Source organism: Haloferula rosea, assembly GCF_016595525.1.
Taxonomy (GTDB): Bacteria; Verrucomicrobiota; Verrucomicrobiia; order Verrucomicrobiales; family Akkermansiaceae; genus Haloferula; species Haloferula rosea.
The window spans coordinates 280348-299206 of sequence record NZ_JAENII010000003.1; the positions used below are offsets into that span (position 1 = coordinate 280348).

General features: G+C 62.3%; 17 protein-coding genes. 8 read left to right on the forward strand and 9 right to left on the reverse strand.

Annotated elements, in window-relative coordinates; genetic code table 11:
- Nucleotides 1–5 precede the first annotated feature (5 nt).
- Complete coding sequence (locus tag JIN81_RS05680) at nt 6–1730, forward strand: hypothetical protein (RefSeq protein WP_200277512.1); 1725 nt, start codon at nt 6–8, stop codon at nt 1728–1730.
- Between the two features lie 67 nt (nt 1731–1797).
- Here JIN81_RS05680 and JIN81_RS05685 read toward each other — a convergent pair whose 3' ends face one another.
- Nucleotides 1798–2376: a prepilin-type N-terminal cleavage/methylation domain-containing protein gene (locus JIN81_RS05685; protein ID WP_200277513.1), complete on the reverse strand. Its 579-nt coding sequence runs from the start codon at nt 2374–2376 to the stop codon at nt 1798–1800.
- Between the two features lie 198 nt (nt 2377–2574).
- Here JIN81_RS05685 and JIN81_RS05690 point away from each other — a divergent pair, with 198 nt between their 5' ends.
- From JIN81_RS05690 to rnr, 3 genes are all read left to right on the forward strand, one after another.
- Nucleotides 2575–4593, forward strand: coding sequence for a PDZ domain-containing protein (locus JIN81_RS05690; RefSeq protein ID WP_200277514.1), 2019 nt, complete (start codon nt 2575–2577; stop codon nt 4591–4593).
- 36 nt (nt 4594–4629) lie between these two features.
- Nucleotides 4630–5508, forward strand: a complete 879-nt coding sequence (locus tag JIN81_RS05695) for a S1 family peptidase (protein WP_200277515.1) — start codon at nt 4630–4632, stop codon at nt 5506–5508.
- A gap of 312 nt (nt 5509–5820) precedes the next feature.
- The gene (gene rnr / locus JIN81_RS05700) at nt 5821–8178 is read left to right on the forward strand and encodes a ribonuclease R (RefSeq protein ID WP_200277524.1); all 2358 of its coding nucleotides are present in this window, start codon (nt 5821–5823) and stop codon (nt 8176–8178) included.
- A gap of 20 nt (nt 8179–8198) precedes the next feature.
- On the opposite strand, the gene JIN81_RS05705 is transcribed toward rnr, so the two are convergent.
- The gene (locus JIN81_RS05705) at nt 8199–8762 is read right to left on the reverse strand and encodes a hypothetical protein (RefSeq protein WP_234044508.1); all 564 of its coding nucleotides are present in this window, start codon (nt 8760–8762) and stop codon (nt 8199–8201) included.
- A gap of 158 nt (nt 8763–8920) precedes the next feature.
- Here JIN81_RS05705 and JIN81_RS05710 point away from each other — a divergent pair, with 158 nt between their 5' ends.
- From JIN81_RS05710 to JIN81_RS05725, 4 genes are all read left to right on the forward strand, one after another.
- Complete coding sequence (locus JIN81_RS05710) at nt 8921–9940, forward strand: NHL repeat-containing protein (RefSeq protein WP_200277526.1); 1020 nt, start codon at nt 8921–8923, stop codon at nt 9938–9940.
- Nucleotides 9941–10017: 77 nt separating this feature from the next.
- Nucleotides 10018–10884 (forward strand): FKBP-type peptidyl-prolyl cis-trans isomerase N-terminal domain-containing protein, encoded by an 867-nt coding sequence (locus JIN81_RS05715; RefSeq protein WP_200277527.1) that lies wholly within the window; start codon nt 10018–10020, stop codon nt 10882–10884.
- Nucleotides 10885–11036: 152 nt separating this feature from the next.
- Nucleotides 11037–12467 (forward strand): SLC13 family permease, encoded by a 1431-nt coding sequence (locus JIN81_RS05720; RefSeq protein ID WP_200277528.1) that lies wholly within the window; start codon nt 11037–11039, stop codon nt 12465–12467.
- 63 nt (nt 12468–12530) lie between these two features.
- A complete protein-coding gene (locus JIN81_RS05725; protein WP_200277529.1) occupies nt 12531–13292 on the forward strand; it encodes a sulfite exporter TauE/SafE family protein in 762 nt (253 codons plus the stop codon).
- A gap of 45 nt (nt 13293–13337) precedes the next feature.
- Here the strand turns inward: JIN81_RS05725 and mnhG are convergent, their stop codons facing one another.
- From mnhG to mbhE, 7 genes are read right to left on the reverse strand one after another with little or no spacing between them, the layout of a single operon-like run.
- Entirely contained in the window at nt 13338–13673 is a 336-nt protein-coding gene (mnhG, locus tag JIN81_RS05730; protein WP_200277531.1) for a monovalent cation/H(+) antiporter subunit G, read from the reverse strand.
- Nucleotides 13670–13957 carry an MrpF/PhaF family protein gene (locus tag JIN81_RS19280; protein ID WP_200277533.1) on the reverse strand — a complete coding sequence of 96 codons (288 nt, stop codon included), beginning with the start codon at nt 13955–13957 and terminating at the stop codon, nt 13670–13672. Before JIN81_RS19280 ends, mnhG begins: the two co-directional genes overlap by 4 nt.
- A complete protein-coding gene (locus tag JIN81_RS05740) occupies nt 13938–14213 on the reverse strand; it encodes a Na+/H+ antiporter subunit E (protein ID WP_234044509.1) in 276 nt (91 codons plus the stop codon). Before JIN81_RS05740 ends, JIN81_RS19280 begins: the two co-directional genes overlap by 20 nt.
- 59 nt (nt 14214–14272) lie before the next feature.
- On the reverse strand, nt 14273–15766 hold the full coding sequence (locus tag JIN81_RS05745; protein WP_200277537.1) for a proton-conducting transporter transmembrane domain-containing protein: 1494 nt from the start codon (nt 15764–15766) through the stop codon (nt 14273–14275).
- A complete protein-coding gene (locus JIN81_RS05750) occupies nt 15763–16110 on the reverse strand; it encodes a sodium:proton antiporter (RefSeq protein ID WP_200277539.1) in 348 nt (115 codons plus the stop codon). The genes JIN81_RS05745 and JIN81_RS05750 overlap by 4 nt, the downstream gene beginning before the upstream one ends.
- Entirely contained in the window at nt 16107–16526 is a 420-nt protein-coding gene (locus JIN81_RS05755) for an MnhB domain-containing protein (protein ID WP_200277541.1), read from the reverse strand. Before JIN81_RS05755 ends, JIN81_RS05750 begins: the two co-directional genes overlap by 4 nt.
- Complete coding sequence (gene mbhE, locus JIN81_RS05760) at nt 16523–18850, reverse strand: hydrogen gas-evolving membrane-bound hydrogenase subunit E (protein WP_200277543.1); 2328 nt, start codon at nt 18848–18850, stop codon at nt 16523–16525. Before mbhE ends, JIN81_RS05755 begins: the two co-directional genes overlap by 4 nt.
- Between the last annotated feature and the right edge of the window lie 9 nt (nt 18851–18859).

Here is an 18859-nt window from a genome sequence, read left to right on the forward strand (position 1 = left end):
TCAGCATGCCGCTGCGCCTGTTCCTGATCGATGCCATCGGTCCGTTTTTCCGAGGCTACGGAAAACGGCGCATCAATTGGTCGAAGATCCCATTCACCCACCTCGCCACCACAGGCGAAACGCGCCGCACCCAATGGGCCCGGATTCGTCACGATCTGCGCCGATTCGCCGCGGAAGTCAGCGCCATGGGCTACAACGCCGTCACCCTCGACGATCTGGCCCACCTGGCACCCCACCCGCTGCACGAACCCGAGATCGCCGCGAGGATCGAGGTCTTCCGCGAGGAGTTCACTCAGCTTTTTGCCATCCTCCACGAGTTCGACCTGAAAATCTACCTCACCTCGGACATCATCCCCCTCACCCCCGCCATCGACGCCGCCATCGGCGATGACCGGGAAGCCCTCGAACTCTACTTCCTCGACCTCGTCGACCGCCTGCTCACCGACTTCCCCGAGCTCAGCGGACTCATCCTCCGCATCGGGGAAAGCGATGGAGTGGATGTGAAGGACCCGATCCACACCCGACTCCACCTGACCTCGCCGCAGCAGACCCACGCCATGCTCCGACGCCTCCTCCCGGTGTTTGAGGAAAAGGAACGCGATCTCATCCTGCGGACCTGGACGGTCGGCGCCTACCCCATCGGGGACCTGATCTGGCACCGGCAGACGCTTGCCCGGGCACTCGAAGGCATCGACTCACCGCGTTTCATCGTCTCCATGAAACATGGAGAGAGCGACTTCTTCCGCTTCCTCCCCCTCAACCGCGCGTTCTTCCGCATCTCCCAGCCCACCATCATCGAACTCCAGGCCCGCCGCGAATACGAAGGCGCCGGCGAATGCCCGGCCCCGATCGGCCCCGATTGCGAACGCTTCGCTCGCGAGCTGGAGGAGTCCGGCAATCTCATCGGCATGTCCGTCTGGTGCCAGACCGGTGGCTGGCACCGCTTCCGCCGCCTTCCCTTTCTCGAAGAGGCCGGAGACGACAGCTGGGTCAGGATCAACGTGCAGCTCGCCATCCGCATCTTCCGCGATCGGGCGAGCGTGGAAAGCGCCCTGAGCTCGATGTTCCCGCCGGACAAGGCCGACGCCGTGGCTGAACTGCTGCGCCACGCGGAAACGATCTATCGCGACCTGATCTACATCGAGGAGTTCGCCCGGCAGAAGCTGTTCTTCCGCCGGGTCCGCATCCCTCCCATCCTGCACATTTACTGGGATTGCCTGTTCATCAACCATGCGGCCCGGAAGCTGATGCGCCATTTCGTGACGGACCCCGAACGCGCCCTGCGCAGCGGTGAAGCCGCCTACTCGCTCTTCCCCCGCATGATCGAACTCGCCCGCACCGCTGGACTCCCCGCGACCGACATCGAGCACTGGAGGGACTTCTGCAACCTCGTCCGACTGGCGCGGCGCTACTATTTCCTCCCCTACGACGAAGCCCTCCTCGACCGCATCCGATCCGCCAAAAGCGGCTACAAACGGGCATGGCCGCGCGAAGTCCGCTCGCGCTACCGCATCAAGCTCTCCTTCCAGCCCTTCAAACTCAAGCGGCGCACCCTCGGCTGGCTTTCCAGCCTGCTCCTCCGGCGTCAGCGTGGCTATCGATGGATCGATCAGGTCTTCACCCTGAATCTCCTCGGAATGATGTTCCGCCTCATCAAGACCTCAAACCCCAAGGTGCTGCCCAAATTCCTGCGCAAGTCCGCCATGGGCGTTGAAACCCTGTTTCGCTGAGACACCCAATGAAAAAGCCCCGGCACGCGATGCGCACCGGGGCCTTTCGAAAAACGAGAATCAACGATCAGCGTTGGAAGGTCGTGATGTCGTCCACCGTGCCCTCTTCCTGGTCCGCACCGGCGCTGTAAACCGCCACATTGCGGCCCCGGAGATTGTACTGCTTGCCACCGTAGCTGAAGCTCAGCGTGTCGTCGTAGTTGGTATTCAGCACCACGTTGAAGGGATTGCCAAACGGGTCATACATCCCTTGGGCCGAACCGCCACTGCCTGAACCGTAGTCGATGCCACCCTTCTTCGCCTTGGCTTCCTTCGCTTCGAGGAACACCACCTGGCGAGGGTTCTCACTGTCGGATCCGGTTCCTTCGTCGCCGAGCAGGATCGTCAGGAGTTGCACACCCGGACCGGCATCGGTCTGCATGTTCTCCGGCAGGTCAGGCAAGCGGTTGTATTCGCTGTAGAAGCGCTCCACCGCATCGGAGAGAGCAGCAGCGGCCACGGTGCCTTCGGTCTTGCGCGCCTTTTTCAGCGCGGCATTCACACCAGCGAAGCTCATGGCCGCAAGCACGGCCACGATGGTGATCACAACGAGGAGCTCAATCAGCGTGAAGCCGGACGGACGACGGGTTTTATTGTCGATTTTCATGGTTCCAATGGATGGTTTTGCACGGCGGGTGGGCCCACGGCACCACACGTTCGATGGACAAACTAAACCCGAAAATCGGGAGCCCGCAAGTCCCCAGCGCCCCACAATCACCGCCAACTCGCTGCCGCCCGCGGAAAATCCCGAGGAATTGTTCCACGAAACCCACCCGAACCACCGCTAAGGCCGACGAAAGAAACCATGAAACGCATTTTCATCCCGTTCGCTGCACTGGCCCTGAGCTGCGGCCCGATCTCCGCTGAAAGTTCCGCCGGAACCGACCAGATCGACATTCGTCCCGCCATCGAACGCATGTTCCCCACCCTCGTCCGCATCCACGTGGTGATGGAAGAGGGATCCGGCGGCCGGATGAAGAAACAGCAAGGTAGTGGCAGCGGTGCCATCATCTCTGCCGATGGCTACGTCCTGACCAATCACCACGTCGCTGGCCGTGGCACCCGCTTCCTCTGCACGCTGTCCAATCGGGAAGAAGTCGACGCCACTCTCGTCGGCACCGACGCCCTGTCCGACCTCGCCGTCATCAAGCTCGACCTTTCCACCCGCCGCAATCCTGAGGAACCACTGGCCGTCGCCACCTTCGGAGACTCGGACGCGCTTCAGGTCGGCGACGTCGTCCTCGCCATGGGCTGCCCCGGCGGGCTGTCCCAGTCGATCACCCGCGGCATCGTGGCAAACACCGCCATGATCGTCCCTCGCAATCAGATCTCCATGAAACTGGATGGCGAACGGGTCGGCGAACTCGTCCGCTGGATCGGGCACGACGCCGTCATCTTCGGCGGCAACTCCGGTGGCCCCCTCGTGAACCTTGCCGGTGAAATCATCGGCGTGAACGAGGTCGGCATCGCCTCGCTCGGAGGCGCCATTCCGTCGAATCTCGCCAAATCCGTGGCCGCCGAACTCATCGAGCACGGTGAAATCACCCGGTCGTGGATCGGGCTCGAACCCCAACCGCTGCTCCGCCGGGGCGGCGATGGCAAGGGCGCCCTCGTCGCCGCCGTCTGGAGCGGCAGCCCCGCTGACGAAGCTGGCATCGAAGCCGGAGACTACATCACCCACTACAATGGCGAGGAAGTCCCGGACTGCCACGCCCCGGAAGACCTCCCGGTCTTCAATGCCATGGTCCTCGAGACCGACCCGGGCACCGAGGTGACGCTCAAAGGACTGCGCCGGGGAGAAGCCAAATCGTGGACCCTCACCACCGAGCTCCGCGAACCCACCCTCGCCAAGGAATCCGAGGCCCGCAGCTGGGGACTCACCCTGCGCAACCTGACCAAGGTTTCCGCATTGGAACGCCGACGTGACGACACCCACGGCGTCCTGATCGACTCGGTGAAGAATGCCGGGCCCTCCGGACAAGGCAAACCACCACTCCGCCCGGATGACATCATTCGCAAACTGAACGGCGAAGCGATCGAAACCGTGGCCGCCTTCGAGGCATTCACCGACAGGTTCACCTCCGAACTCTCGGAGCCCGCCCCCGTCCTCGTCGAGTTCGAGCGCGGACCGGAGTCGCTTGCCACCGTCATCGAAGTCGGCCCGGAACTCGAATCGCAGCGTCCACGCACCGCCGACAAACCATGGCTCGGCTCCACCGCCCAGGTCATCACCGATGACCTCGCCAAGGCACTCGGAGTCAAAGGAAAGCGCGGCGTCCGCCTCACCTCGGTCGCCGACGAGTCCCCCGCCGGACGCGCCGGCCTCAAGCCGGGCGACCTCCTTCTCAAGCTCGATGGCCGCGTCATCCCTGCCCGCCGCCCGGAAGATCAGGGCGTCCTGCCCGAACTCATCCGCAGCTACCCGACGGATGCCGAGATTGAATTCGACCTCATCCGTGACGGCGAACCCATGAAGCTCACCGTCCAACTCGAAGCCCGCCCCGACCCCGACAGCGGACCGGCCGACTTCAAGGACGACCGCTTCGAATTCACCGCCAGCAGCCTTTCCGACAGCCAGCGCCGCCTCGCTTCCCTACCGGAATCCGGCGTCCTCATCGAGAAGGTCGAAGCCAATGGCTGGGCCGCACTGGGCGGCTTGATCGCCGGCGACATCGTCCTCGAAATCAACCACGAGGCCGTCCCGTCGCTCGACAAGCTCAAGGAGACTCTGCTGAGCTTCCGCAAGTCCCAACCCCGCAGCATCGTGCTCTTCGTCCAACGCGGACCGCGCACCCTATTCCTCGAACTCGAACCTCGTTGGTAATCCACCAACTCATCCCGACCAAGCCTCACTTTCATCATGAACATCCACAGCACCATGCTCCGATTCCTCGCTCCCGCCCTCATCGCATGCGCCCCGGCGCAGGCAGCGACCGGCGAACTCCACGCCACCGCCACCCAGCTCCACGAAACCCATGCCGACTCCGTGGTCTGGCTCAATGTGATCGCCAAGACCTCCATGTCCGTCGATGGCGATGCCCCTGCCCAACTCAAGGCGCAGTTGTCCGCCCAGGACCGGGAAACGACCACCGAGACCACCGGCACCTTCATCAGCAAGGACGGCCTCATCGTCACCGCCCTAGCCCAGCTCGATCAGTCATCCCTCGTCGACGGCCAAACCGTCAACAGCCCGATGGGCCCCATCAAGTTGAAGGCCAAGTCGGAAGTGAAGGAGATCAAGGTCATCATGCCCGATGGCACCGAAATCCCCGCCGATCTCGTCCTCAAGGACACCGATCTCGGTCTCGGATTCGTGAAGCTGCGGATGGACAGCGACGAAGCCGACGGCGTGGAAATCAAGGCCATCGACCTCGCGAACTCCGCCAAGGGATCGCTGCTCGACGACTGCATCGGCCTCGGTCGGCTCGACGATTCCATGAACCGCGAACCCTCGGTGATCACCTCCGAGATCTCCGGGATCACCACCAAGCCACGCACCTTCTACCGCGTGAATGCCGACGCCATCGGCTCCCCCATCTTCCTCTCAAACGGCAAGCTGCTCGGCATCACCGTCGTGCGCAAACCGGCAGGAAACCTGAGTGGTTCAAACACCAAGCTCACCCCGGTCGTTCTCCCCGCAGCCGACGTGGCCAAGATCGCCGAACAGGCAAAGGACGCTGAACCCGAGATCCCTTCCGAAGCGGAAGAGCCGGAAGAGGAGGCCGCGGCAGAAGAGTAAGCCACACCACCAATTCACTCACCGGCCCCACCTCCCACCGCGGGATGTGGGGCCTTTTCGTGTCAGGGTTCCGGGAAAACCGTCGCATCGCACGCTCGACTTCCGCCTTGCAGTTCCCCGGAGACCCGCTAGCTTGCCGCCAGTTCAGCCGATGCCAGAGCGTCTAGCAGACGATCCAGTCCGGCTCTTCCCATGGACCCAAGTGTGTCCGTCCACGCCTCCCTTTGGCGTTACCGAACCCGGTCGATTTCCGGTCTTCGCATGGACTTTCATTTGCGTTGTCCCCTTACCCACAATTCATCATCATTTGATATGCCATCCGCATCCCTGCGTGACCGTTTGCTCAAACTCATGAGCCAACCGGACTACACGTCCCTCAACAAGTCCGAGCTCGCACGCCGACTGGAGATCCCATCCAACGACCGTCCCAAGCTCCGGAAAACCCTCCAACAACTCGAAGAAGAAGGACTCATCGTCGCCGGCAGGAAAGGCCGCTACGAATCCACCGAAACCGAAGCCGGCCAGCTCCGCGGCTCCATCAAGTTCCAACCGAACGGACACGCCTGGTTCTTCCCCGATGCCGCCAACCCCGAAAACGTCGCCACCGGCCACGACCTCGAGAAACTGTCGCGCATCTTCACACCGCGACGGGATACCGGCAATGCGCTCGACGGCGACCGCGTCCTCGTCTCGCTGCGCGAACCCAAGATCAGCCCGAATCAATTCCGCCGCAACCGCCAGACCGGCGGCATCCCCGAAGACGAAGAACCGGAAACCCACGCCATCGTCGAAAAGATCCTCGAGCGACGCTCCGGGAAACTCGTCGGCATCTATCAGGGCGGCGGGAAGAAGGGCTGGGTGAAGGCCGACGACTCCGCCTACGAGGGAAGCATCGAGCTCATCGGTGACAGCACCGCCCGGCAGGGCCAGATCGTCGTCGTCCAGATCGAGAACTGGCAGCACAAGACGCCCCATGGCCGCGTGATCGAAGTCCTCGGCTGGCCCGGAGACGCCGGCGTGGACATCATGTCCATCATTCACCGCAACGGCATCCGCACGTCCTTCCCCGATGACGTCCTCGATGCCGCCCGCGCGATCCCCGACGAAGTCGACCCGGAGGAAGTCAAGAAGCGCGAGGACTGGCGGGACCGACTGGTCATCACCATCGACCCCGCCGACGCCAAGGACCACGACGACGCCATCTGGGTCGAGAAGACCAAGAACGGATGGAAGCTCGCCGTGCACATCGCCGACGTCTCTCACTACGTCAAACCTCGTACTCCACTCGACGTCGAAGCCGCCAAGCGGGGCAACTCGACCTACCTCGTCGACCGCGTCATCCCGATGCTCCCCGTCGAGCTTTCGAACGGACTCTGTTCGCTCAAGCCCGACGTCGACCGCCTGACCAAGTGCGCCGTGATGGAAGTGAACCGTCAGGGCAAGGTCATCAAGAGCCGGTTCTGCAATGCCGTGATCCACTCGCAGGCCAAGCTTTCCTACGAACAGGCACAAACCATCCTCGATGGAGGCAAGCCCCCGAAGGGATCCTATCCCGGACTCGAGGAGATGGTGCGCGAAGCCTGGAACATGGCATCGAAGGTCCGCGCCCGCCGGTTCAAGGATGGAGCCCTGGATCTGGAAATGAAGGAGATCCGCGTGAAGCTCGGCGAGGACGGCCGTGCCAGCCACATCGAGAATGTCGAGCACACCGCCAGCCACCAGCTCATCGAGGAATGCATGCTGCTCGCCAATGAGAACGTCGCGCGCATCCTGAAACTCCGCAACAAGCCCGCCATCTACCGCATCCACGAGGACCCCGACTTCGGCCGCCTCCAGGACTACGGCGAGACCGCCGCGGCTTTCGGCTACGACTTCGGCGACCTCACCAACAAGGCACACATCCAGAAACTTCTCGATGCGGCCAAGGGCAAGCCCGACGAACACGCGATCAAGGTCGGCCTGCTGAAATCCCTCAAGCGCGCCGCCTACTCGCCCGACCCACTCGGACACTACGGCCTGTCGAAGGGCGACTACTGCCACTTCACCTCACCGATCCGCCGCTACGCGGACCTGGTGGTGCACCGTGCCCTCCAACCCTTCCTCGACAACCCGCCGAAGCAGGCCGACCGGAATCCCTCGCAGGCCGAACTCACCGAGCTCGCCCGCCACATTTCCGATACCGAGCGCGCTTCATCCGATGCCGAGAACGAATCGAAGCAGATCAAGCTGCTGGAGTATTTGGAAGACACCATCAAATCCGACAAGGCCGTGGTCTTCGAAGGACTCATCACGGAAGTCCGGGCCATGGGGCTCATGGTCGAGGCCACGGACATCTCCACCCGCGGAGTCATCAAGCGCGAGGACCTTCCCGGCGGCGGACCATGGCGCTTCGAAGCCAGCCAAGCACGCCTGACCGGACCGGGTGGCCGCCAGTATCAGATGGGACAGCGGATCAAGATGGAGGTTGCCAACATCAATCACGAACGACGCTTCGTCGACTTCTGCATCGCCGGCGAAAAACGCACCAGCTCACCGAAGGACGACCGCCGACCACGTGGCAGACGATCGGAAAAGCCATCCGGCAGGACGACAAGCAAAGGCGCCAAGAAAAAGACCGCGAGCAAGCGCACCGGAACGCGCAAGAACAGCAGCCGTAGGCGCCGAAGCTGAGCGCCCGCTCCGCTCGGCCTTTACCAGGAGATCAAATCATCCTTCGTCCCCAACTTCCCGTCCTCACCAGCGGCGAAGACGGCGGCGAATCTCCCACGCAATCGCACCTTGGTCCCCGCGTGCTCGAATTCGAACACGTCGGTGTAACCCGTATTCACCACCACTTGAAACGGGCGACCCTGCGAATCAAACATGCCCTTGATGTCATCTGAATCACCAGAGGCATACGCAACTCCACCTCGATCCCCCTTGGCCTCCCTCACCGCCAGAAACACGATGTCCCTTGGGTTCTGCGGTTTTGACCCGGCCGGCTCGTCCGCCAGCAGGATGCGAAGCAAGGCAATCCCGGATTCCGAATCCGATTCCAGCGTGGCCGGGACCTTCGGGAGCTGACTGTATTCACCATAAAAATTCTCGATGGCTGTCGCCAAGGCATTCACATGGACCGCATCCCTTGTCTGATCCGCGTTTCCAAGCTGCTGCCCTCCCTTGAAAAGCACCACCGCGCTTGCAAGGAGAATGGCGACGACGAGCAGCGTCAGCCCGCTGCGCTTCCGTTTGATCGCGCTCTCCTGATGATACATCGTCCTGTCTCTACCAGACTCCGGTGCCCGCCACAACATGGCAGTGCTTCCACCAGACACCCGGCACCTCTGCCATTTCACGGGGATCTCCCCGCCAATGGGAACAATTCCCACCATTTCCTTGAAACTTCGGCCCGTTCCCTCCGTTCTCTCCGCCGATGAAATCCACGCTTTTCCTCAGCCTTCTTCCCGCGCTCGTGCTCGCCCACCCCGACCACGACACCCAACCCGGCGACGCACCGCAAACCGCGCTGCGCACCGGCAATGGCGCGTGGACCTACGAAGCCGTCCCCAACTGGGATGACCTTCCCGACGACAAGAACGTCGGCCCGACCCACGGCGGCGTGGTCGTCGACAACAAATCCGGCCTGATCTACGCCTCGACCGATGCCGATCACGGCATCCTCGTCTATCAACCCGACGGCACCCTGGAAAAATCCATTGCTCCGGAGTGCAAGGGCTTCCACGCCATGGACATCGCCGAGGAAGACGGAAAGACCGTCCTCTACGGCGCTCAGCTCGCCGGCCCGAACCCACTGCGCGTCTGCAAGATCGACACCGACGGCAAGCTCCTCCTCGAGATTTCCGCCAAGACCACCCCCGACCTCAAGGGCGGGTGGAAAGGCCTGACCAGCGTGGCCGTCGCTCCGGACGGCTCGATCTTCTGCTCGATGGGCTACGGTGCCCAGTTCATCCACAAATTCGACGCCTCCGGAAAGCACCTCAAGAGCTTCGGCGGACGCGGCAAGGGCGAACAGGTCCTCACCAACACCAGCCACGGACTCAAGGTCGACCTGCGATACGACCAGCCCCGCCTGCTCGTCTGCGACCGCGAGAACCGACGCCTCTTCCACACCGACCTGGAAGGAAACTGGATCGGCGAGTATGCCACTAACCTGCGCCGCCCGTGTGCCGTCTCCATCCTCGGCGACGTCTGCGCCGTGGCAGAACTTGAGGCCCGCGTCACCATCATCGGCAAGAACGGTGCTCCCCTCGCCTTCCTCGGCGACAACCCGGACCGCAAGCAGTGGGCGAAGTTCCCCATCGAGCCGAAGGACATGACCCCGGCCATCTTCACCGCCCCCCACGGACTCTCCTTCGACAAGGACGGCAACCTCTACGTCGAGGACTGGAACAAGACCGGCCGCGTCACCAAATTGAAGAAAATCACCCCCTGATCCCGGCTTTCCCCACCCGAAAGATTACCAAATCAGGATTCGTCATTCCCCGAATTCACCCCTAGCGTCCCCGCGACATGAAACGACACACCATCCCCGGCGCCCTGGCCCTGAGCCTCGCCGCATCGCTTTCTGCGGCAGCCCAAGAGGGTTCCGCCGAGGAAAAACCGGCGGCCAAGGCGGTCACACCTCCGATCGAGGTCCCCGCTGCTCCAGCCGAGCCAGCCGCCCCAGCACCCGATCCTGCCAAAACCAAGACCGACTCGTCCTACGGACTCGGTTACCGCACCGGCGGTGAATTCGGTCAGCGCTACGGCAACTTCGGCGTCACCGCAGACGACCTCGAGATCGAGACCTTCATCAAGGGCTTCATGGACGGCTTCAAGGGTGAGGACCCGACCGTCTCCGAAGAAGCCCTCGGTGCCGCCATGCAGGCACTCGGTGACATGCTCCAGAAGCGCGAAGAGGAACTGGCTGCCGCCAACCTCAAGAGCGGAGAGGAATTTCTCAAGGCGAACTCCGAGAAGGAAGGCATCGTTACCACCGAGAGCGGTCTGCAGTACCAGATCCTCGAAAAGGGCGGCGAAGAAAAATACGTCGAACCCAAGGAAGGCGAACCTTCCAAGCAGTTCCTCGTGAACTACAAGGGAACCCTCATCGACGGCACCGAGTTTGATGCTTCGCCCGAAGGTCAGCCGGTCCCCATGGACCTCAACGTCATCGACGGCTTCAAGGAAGCCCTCTCCATGATGCCGGTGGGCGCCAAGTGGAAGCTCTTCATCCCCAGCAAGCTCGCTTACGGAGAACAGCGTCGTTCCGCCGAGATCGGTCCGAACACCGCCCTCGTCTTCGAACTTGAGCTGACCAAGATCCAGGATGCTCCCGCCCCACCGGCTGGCGGCATGCCGTTCCCGATGCCCCAGGGCAATCCACACGGTCAGTAAGCAACCTGACTCATCCTCATTCCACGGCCGATTGCCCCCTGCGGGCAGTCGGCCGTTTTGCATGTACCCCACTCCGCATTCCTTCGCAAAAAGAGCGCATGAGTTAGAGTTCACTTGGGAACCGCAGATCGATGTGATGGCATGCAAGCGTCGTGAAACGGCACAAGGAGACCCTCGTCAGGGAGTCCCATGCTCCCCTGCAATTTCCACACCCGTGGGGAAAGATCGGGGTGGTGCTGTTCGCCTTCATCCTCTTCTTCACCATTCGTCGCTGGCTGCCGGTCGACGACCTGCCGGCCGACCAAACCGCGCACGAAGTCCGGACCGGGATCGCCATCCTCGTCCTCGCCGCGACGCTCTGGCTGAGCGAGGCACTTCCACTCGCCCTCACCGCCGTTCTGGTCCCCGTGGTCGCCTCGTTGACGGGAAGCCTTGATGTCACCGCCAGCTTCGCAGGCTTCGCCCATCCGCTGATCTACCTCTTCCTCGGCGGCTTCGGGTTGGCTGCGGCCCTCTCCCGGCAGGAACTCGACCGCTGGCTTGCCGGACGCATCCTCCAGCTCGGACGGGGTCACTTCCACACCACCACCATCGCCCTCTTTCTCGTCTCCGCGGTGCTCTCGATGTGGATCTCCAATACCGCCACCGTGGCACTGCTCCTCCCCGTGGCCATCGGGATCATCGCCAGCCTCAGGTCCCAGTGTGATGAAGCCTCGATGGCACGCATCGCCCCCTACCTGCTCCTCGGCATCGCTTACTCCGCAAGCATCGGTGGCATCGGCACCTTGATCGGCACGCCACCGAACGCAATTGCCGCAGCCAACCTCAAGATCGGTTTCACCGAATGGCTCCACATCGGCCTCCCCTGCGTCGCGCTTCTCCTTCCCGTCCTCTTCGTCACACTCCGCATCCTTGCCCGACCCGGAAAAGTGCCGAGGTTCCAGGTGACATCCACTCCGTTCGCCTTCACCGGCCCACGCCTGGCCACCCTCGGCATCTTCGTTCTCGCCATCACCGGTTGGTTGTTCAGCAGCAAGCTATCCGGCTTCTTCGGCATCGAAAAATCCTTCGATACACTCATTGCCATCTCCGCCCTGCTCATGCTGGCCACCTGCCGCCTCGTCGACTGGAAGGACATCGACCGCACGACGGATTGGGGAGTCCTTCTCCTCTTTGGCGGAGGCATCTGCCTGAGCAAGGTACTCGAGGTCACCGGCGCGAGTCTGTTCCTCGCCCGGCAAATCCAGCATCTCGCCGAAGGGTGGCCGGTCTTCCTGCTCGTCGGGGCCGTCGTGCTCTTCATGATCTTCCTCACCGAGCTTTCCAGCAATACCGCCAGCACCGCGCTCCTTGTCCCCATCTTTGCCGCCGTTGCCATCGACCTCGGCGTCTCCGTCGAACAGATCGTCCTCCCCCTCACCCTCGCGGCATCCTGCGCATTCATGCTGCCGATCGCCACGCCGCCCAATGCCATCGTCTTCGGCTCCGGCCTCGTCCGCCAGCGGACCATGCTCCGGATCGGCCTCGCCCTCAACCTCCTCTTCGCGGTCCTGCTCACGCTCCTCAGCGCGCTGTTCTTCTAGCAGAAGCAACCACCCGGCGGAATCCGGACTTGGCACAAGCCACCAACGGAGGCGAAGTGGGCCATGCTCACCGCGCCCGAATGGATCGTGCTGCTCTCCGGCCTGCTGGCCGGAGCCATCAATGCCATTGCCGGCGGCGGGACGATGCTCACCTTTCCCGCCCTGCTTGCGGCCGGGCTCCCGCCGGTGCTCGCGAACACCACCTCGACCGTCGCCCTCTACTTCGGCATGCCCGGATCCGTCTGGGCCTTCCGCAAGCGGCTCAAGGAAGTCAAACACTGGATCCTGCCTCTCGGAATCGTTTCGCTCATCGGTGGCCTGTTGGGCGCCGCACTGCTCCTCTACCTCCCGGAGTCCGTCTTCGAGCGCTCGGTCCCATGGCTCATTCTCGGAGCCACCCTGCTTTTCCTCCTGAACGAACCCATCAAGCGCTGGGCCGGCGACCACGCCAACTCAAGGGAACCCGAAAAGCCCACCCGTCTCGGCATCGCCTTCCAATCCGGCGTGGCCATCTACGGCGGATACTTCGGCGCGGGCATCGGCATCATGATGCTCGCAGGCCTCAGCGTCATCGGTCTGCGCGACGTCCACCGCATGAACGCCCTCAAGAACGTGCTCGGACTGCTGTGCAACACCGCCGCCATGGTCTTCTTCCTCCTGTCCGGCTCGTTCGATGGCAGACTGGCCCTCATCCTCCTCGCAGGTTCGGTGCCCGGCTACTTCCTCGGCGGGCATTTCTCCCAGAAAATCCCCGCCAAGGCCGTGCGCGCCATCGTCGGCCTGGTCGGCGTCTCCATCGCCGCCCATCTACTATTTAAATCGTAGTTCAGGACATCAAAACCGCCATCATCCACGGCGCGGGCGCCACCGCTACCTGTGGCGCTGCAGAAGGTCACCCGACTCATCCACCACGAATGGCTTCGCCGGCTCGATCCCGCGTCGATAGGTCGTGCGCCCCAGCACATGCCCGGCAAGCGGAAGCGTCATGTAGAAGAAGCCGATGATCAGCATCCCGAAGATGAAGCTGGCGGGTTGGGGATGGATCATCGCGTGACTGACCACGATCATCGTGCCGCCGAAAGCCACCGCCTTCGTCGCCACGTGCATGCGCGCATAGGTATCCTTCATGCGCAGACAGCCGACAGCCGACAGCAGGCAGAAGAAGCAGCCCGCGAGAAGCAGAATGGAAGCAAGAATCGTGATCATGGTCGTGGTCGGTCGAGGTAGCGGGAAAGCGCCACCGTTCCAAGAAACAGGATCACGGCAAACCCAAGCGTGATCTGCAGGTAGAACGGATTGTCCGAAGTGATCCCGGAAATCAACAGACCGGCCATCACCAGACTGGCAAGCAGGTCGACCGCCACGATCCGATCTGGCGATGTCGGTCCACGCAGGATGCGGATCAAGGTGCACACCACAGCAATCCCGATCATCGTCGCGGCGATCCAGATCACGGGCGCAGGCAGGGCTTCAACCGAGTTTGAGGACACGTTCGACATAGTTTTGTTGCAGGTGGTTGCGGGTGACTTCGACATCCTCATCCAGATAAAGCACATGGATCAGGAGGGTCCGACGATCCGGCGAGAGCTCAAGACTGAGCGAGCCCGGGGTCATGGTGATCAGGTTGGAAATGAGGAGGATCTGGCCATCTCCCAGACGTTCGGGGAGATCCAGCGCGATGATCCCGGCCCGTGTCTTGTCGGTCGGCGTCAGCACGTCCCACGCGATCAGCAGGTTGGATTTCATGACCTCCCCCAGATAGAATCCGGCGAAACGGGTCCAACCGAAGACTTTCGCCAGCGGATTCACAGCGCACCCCCTTTCAAGACCGCATTCAGGTACCCGGACGGATCACAGAGTTCGGTGGCTGCTTGTTTCGCCAGCTTGAAGACGAACGCTCCACCCAGCGAGAAGACCAGAGTCAGGACGCACAGCAGGAGCATGGCCGGATAGGGCCGGCCGGAAAGTGGCCGATCCGCCTCCATGCCTTCGGGCGGCGCCTTCCAGAAGGATTCGTTCCAGATCTTGATCATCGAGAAGAGCGTCAGGATGCCCACGACCAGAGCGGTGCCGATGAACAGCCAGTGCTCGGTTTCCACGCCGGCCTGCAGCAGGTTGAGCTTGGCCCAGAACCCCGACAGCGGAGGGATCCCGCCCAGCGAGAACGCAGGAATCAGGAAACAGAGCGCGAGCAGCGGGGAGCTCTTGTAGAAGCCTCCATGCTGACGGATGTCCGCCGTGCCGGTCCGGGCCTCCAGCACCCCGCCGACAAGAAACAGCGTGGACTTCACCGCGATGTGATGGATCACGTAAAAAATCACCGCGGCAAGTGCCAGCTCCCCACCCAGTGCGAGCCCCGCCGTCATGTAGCCGATCTGCGAGATGATGTGGAAGGCGAGCAAGCGCCGGATGTGATACTGGGCCACCGCTCCGAGCACTCCGATGACCATCGTCGCCATGGAGAAGTAGAGGATGAGTGTGCTGGAAAAACCATTGTCAGGCGTGAACACGAGCGTGAACAGACGCAGAAGCGCATAGACTCCCACCTTGGTCAGCAGACCGGCAAACAAGGCCGAGATGGCCGGGGCCGCGCGGTGGTAAGAGGCAGGAAGCCAGAAGTGGAACGGGAACAGCGCCGCCTTCGCAGCAAACGCCACGAAGATCAATGCACCTGACGTATTGACCAGATCCGGGTCCTCGAGCGCCCCGAGCTTGGAAGCCATGTCCGCCAGATTCAGCGTGCCCAGCTTGCCATAGATCAGCCCCGCACCGCTCAAGAACAGCGCGGAAGCGAGAAGATTCAGCAACACATAACTCAGCCCACCCGGCAACTGGGAGCGCTTCCCTTCCCGCACCATGAGGATGAATGACGAGATCAGCATGACCTCGAACCAGACATAAAGGTTGAACAGATCCCCCGTCAGGAACGAGCCGTTCACCCCCAGCATCAGACCATGAATCAGCACGTGCAGGTGCCCGGGACTGCTGTCCTCTTCCCCTCCCCGCACACCATAGATCAGGACGGCGAGTGCCACGATCGAGCTGATCGCCAGCATCAGCACGGACAGGGTGTCGGCTACCAGCACGATCCCGAAGGGTGGCGCCCACGAACCAGCGCGAAGTGTGAGTGTCCCGTGGGAAGCCACTTGCACCAAAAGTCCCACGCAGGCAGCCACGAGCACGAAGGCCGAAAACAGTGAAACCGTGTCGGACGCCCGGCGGCTCAGGCCGGGAAGCAGACACGCGATCACCGTGATCAAAGGGACCAGGATCGGGGAAATGACGAGCAGGTCGTTCATGACCCGTCCTCCTTTCCGAGATCCCTCACGTCATCGATGGCCTTCCCGCGGAAACAGGAACGGGCAAGCACGAGGGTAAACACACTCAAGCCGAACCCGATCACGATGGCGGTAAGAACCAGCGCCTGCGGAAGCGGATCCGCCATCCCCGGAGTCGGTTGACCGTCGGGACCAAGGATCGCAGGGTTCCGCGTGAGAGGTGCCGAGGCCGACATCAGGAGCAGATTCACGGCATGGCTCAGCAGCAGGATGCCGATGAGCACCCGCATCAGGTTGCGACGCAGCAGACAATAAGTCGCAGCGGCAAACAGGAGACCGATCAGAATGGCGAGCGCTGTCGTCATGATTCCTTTTCGTTGAGGGTGTCAGCCAGCAGGAGAATGAAGCCGATCACGGTGAAATAGACGCCCACATCAAAAACCAGCGGCGTTCCCAGATGCACCTTGCCGAGCAAGGGCAGTTCGAATCCCGGGAGCCATGCCCCCGTCATGAAGCCTGCACCGAACAGCCCCGGCAGGGCACTGAGGACGGCAAGACCAAGACCCAGCGGCATCAACACGAAGGGCGACACGGAAAACACCCCGGCCTTGGAACGATCTGCTCCGGATAGGTCGAACAACATGAAGGCGGAAGCGGCTAGCAGCCCACCGATGAAACCTCCACCGGGCAGGTTGTGCCCCCGATACAGCAACCACAGCGACACGATCACCAGCGGCCAGGACAGGAAACGGGCGGCAATTTGAAGGAGTTGCGAGTTCATGGCGTCTGGCTGGGAGGTTGGGACTTCTCGGACGCCCGGCTGTTCTTCCAAAGCAGGCGCACACCCACGGCGGCGATCGTGACCACCACGATCTCTCCCAAGGTGTCCAGAGCCCGGAAATCGACCAGGATCACGTTGACCACGTTCTTCCCCTTCGCGAGCGGGTAGGACCAGTCGGCAAGGGTATTGGAAATCGAGGGATGGGTCTGAACCGCAGCAACCTTCAGTGCCAGCAGAGTCATCATCAGCCCCATACCGCCGGCGAGCAGGATGTCCAGCAGACGCTCGCGGGGAGGAGCGATGTTGCGCAGCTGCGGCAGACCACCAACGATCCGCATGAAGAGGATCACGGTGAATGTTTCCACCAACAGCAAGGTCAGGGCCACGTCCGGCGCCCCCAGGCGGGCGAAGACGAATGCGATCGCGAGCCCGACCACCGCGAGTGAAAGCAGGGCGAAGATCCGTGAGCTCGTCGTCACGGTCACCCACAGGAACACCGCGAGTGCAGGCACCAGCGCCCATTCGATCCATGGCACCTCATCCGCCCCCCCGGGCAATGAGATCGCTGGAAACCCGGACATCCACCACTTGGCCCCGACCAACAGCAGCACCGCTGCGAAGAACCAGCGGAGGTAACTGCGAAGGTCGCCGTTCTGAAGGTGGGAGGTGAGCATCGACGAACCCTTCATCAGGCCGTCGAAGCAGAGCTTGTAGAACGACTCAAATCCGCCCAGAGCGCGGGCAGCGAGGTTGGGATTCCCGTGGGAAGGCCATTTCTGATAGAGGAACCAACCGCTTGCGAGCGTCGCAAGACTGAGCAGGAACGCCGGGTTCACCCCGTGCCACAGTTTGATGACCAGATCCACGGGAGCTCCATGGATCTGGGACACGGCCGCCCCCACCACCGGAGTGAGCAGTTGGGGTGAGAGCACACCAAGCACGAGGCCGGCCACAGCCAGGGCAACAGGCCCGGCCATCATGAGGCCGTTCAGTTTCTTCACCGACCCGGGGACCATCTTTGCTTCCCCGCGGAACGGAGTGAAGGCCACCCGGAGTGCCAGCGCCATCAAACCGAGGTTGATGATGAAGAGAAAGACCAGCAGGGCTTGAGCAAGGACGGGGCCGCCAAAGCCGAACTTGTAGACGTATTCCTTCCCCACGAATCCCAGCGATGGTGGGAAGCCCGCCTTCGAGAGTGCGAGCACGAAGCTGCTCACCGCGAGCACGGGAAGCACCGCGCGGAGGCCTCCGAGTTCCCGCACATCTCGAGTCCCGGCCGCCTTGTCGATGGCACCCGCCGCCATGAACAGCCCGGCCTTGTAGCACGCGTGACCAAGCATCACGAGAACCGCCGCCTTCAAGGCCTCGGGAGTTCCAAGGCCCAACAGAAGCGCAAGCATCCCGAGAATGCTCAGTGTGGTGTAGGCGAGGATCTTCTTCAGATCCGTCTGCACCCACCCCAGAATCAAACCGGTCAGCGCCGTGATCGATCCCGTCACAACCAGGGTTCCGAGGATTGCAGGGGACGTGGCGAACAAGGGATGCAACGCACCAATCAGATAGATGCCGGCCTTCACCATGGTCGCCGAATGAAGAAATCCGCTGACGGGTGTGGGCGCGCTCATCGCATTCGGCAGCCAGAAGAAGAACGGGAAAACCGCCGACTTGGTCATGGCGCCGAGCAAAATCAGGATCAGCGGTGCCATCGAAGGAAGCGAACCGGCCGCAATCTCGGCCCTCCAGTCGGTCAGCGACAAGGTGCCCCACTCGCTCCCGAGCATCAGGAAGCCGGCCAGCATCGCCACCCCGCCAAGCCCGGTGATCAACAAGGCCTGCAGGGCATTCCATCGCGCTTTGCCATCCTCGTGGTTGAAGCCAATCAGGAAGAAGGATGTGATGCTGGTCAGCTCCCAGAAGAGGAACAGCAGCACGCTGTCATCCGCCAGCACGAGTCCCAGCATGGCAGCTTCGAAAGCCAGCAACGGGGCGAAGAAGCGGCTCGCCTTCGCAGAGGAACCGAAATAGCCCACCGCATAGAGGAAGATGAGCAGGCCGATGCCCGTGATCATCACCGCGAAGAGCAGGGACCATGGAGTCCCCGAGAAACTCCATGCGATCAGATCCGTTGGAAACCACTCGCTGGATTGCCGGACAGGAGCATCACCGCCTCCACTCACAGCCGCCAATTGCCCGAGGTAGTAGAGCAAATGGCCGCCGTGAAGGAGTCCTCCAACGATGAGGAAAGTGGTTCTGCTGGCCGCAAACCACCACGGTGACGCCACTGCCAGAAGCAGCGTCAACAAAATGGGAAGATCAAGAGACATCAGAAGGTC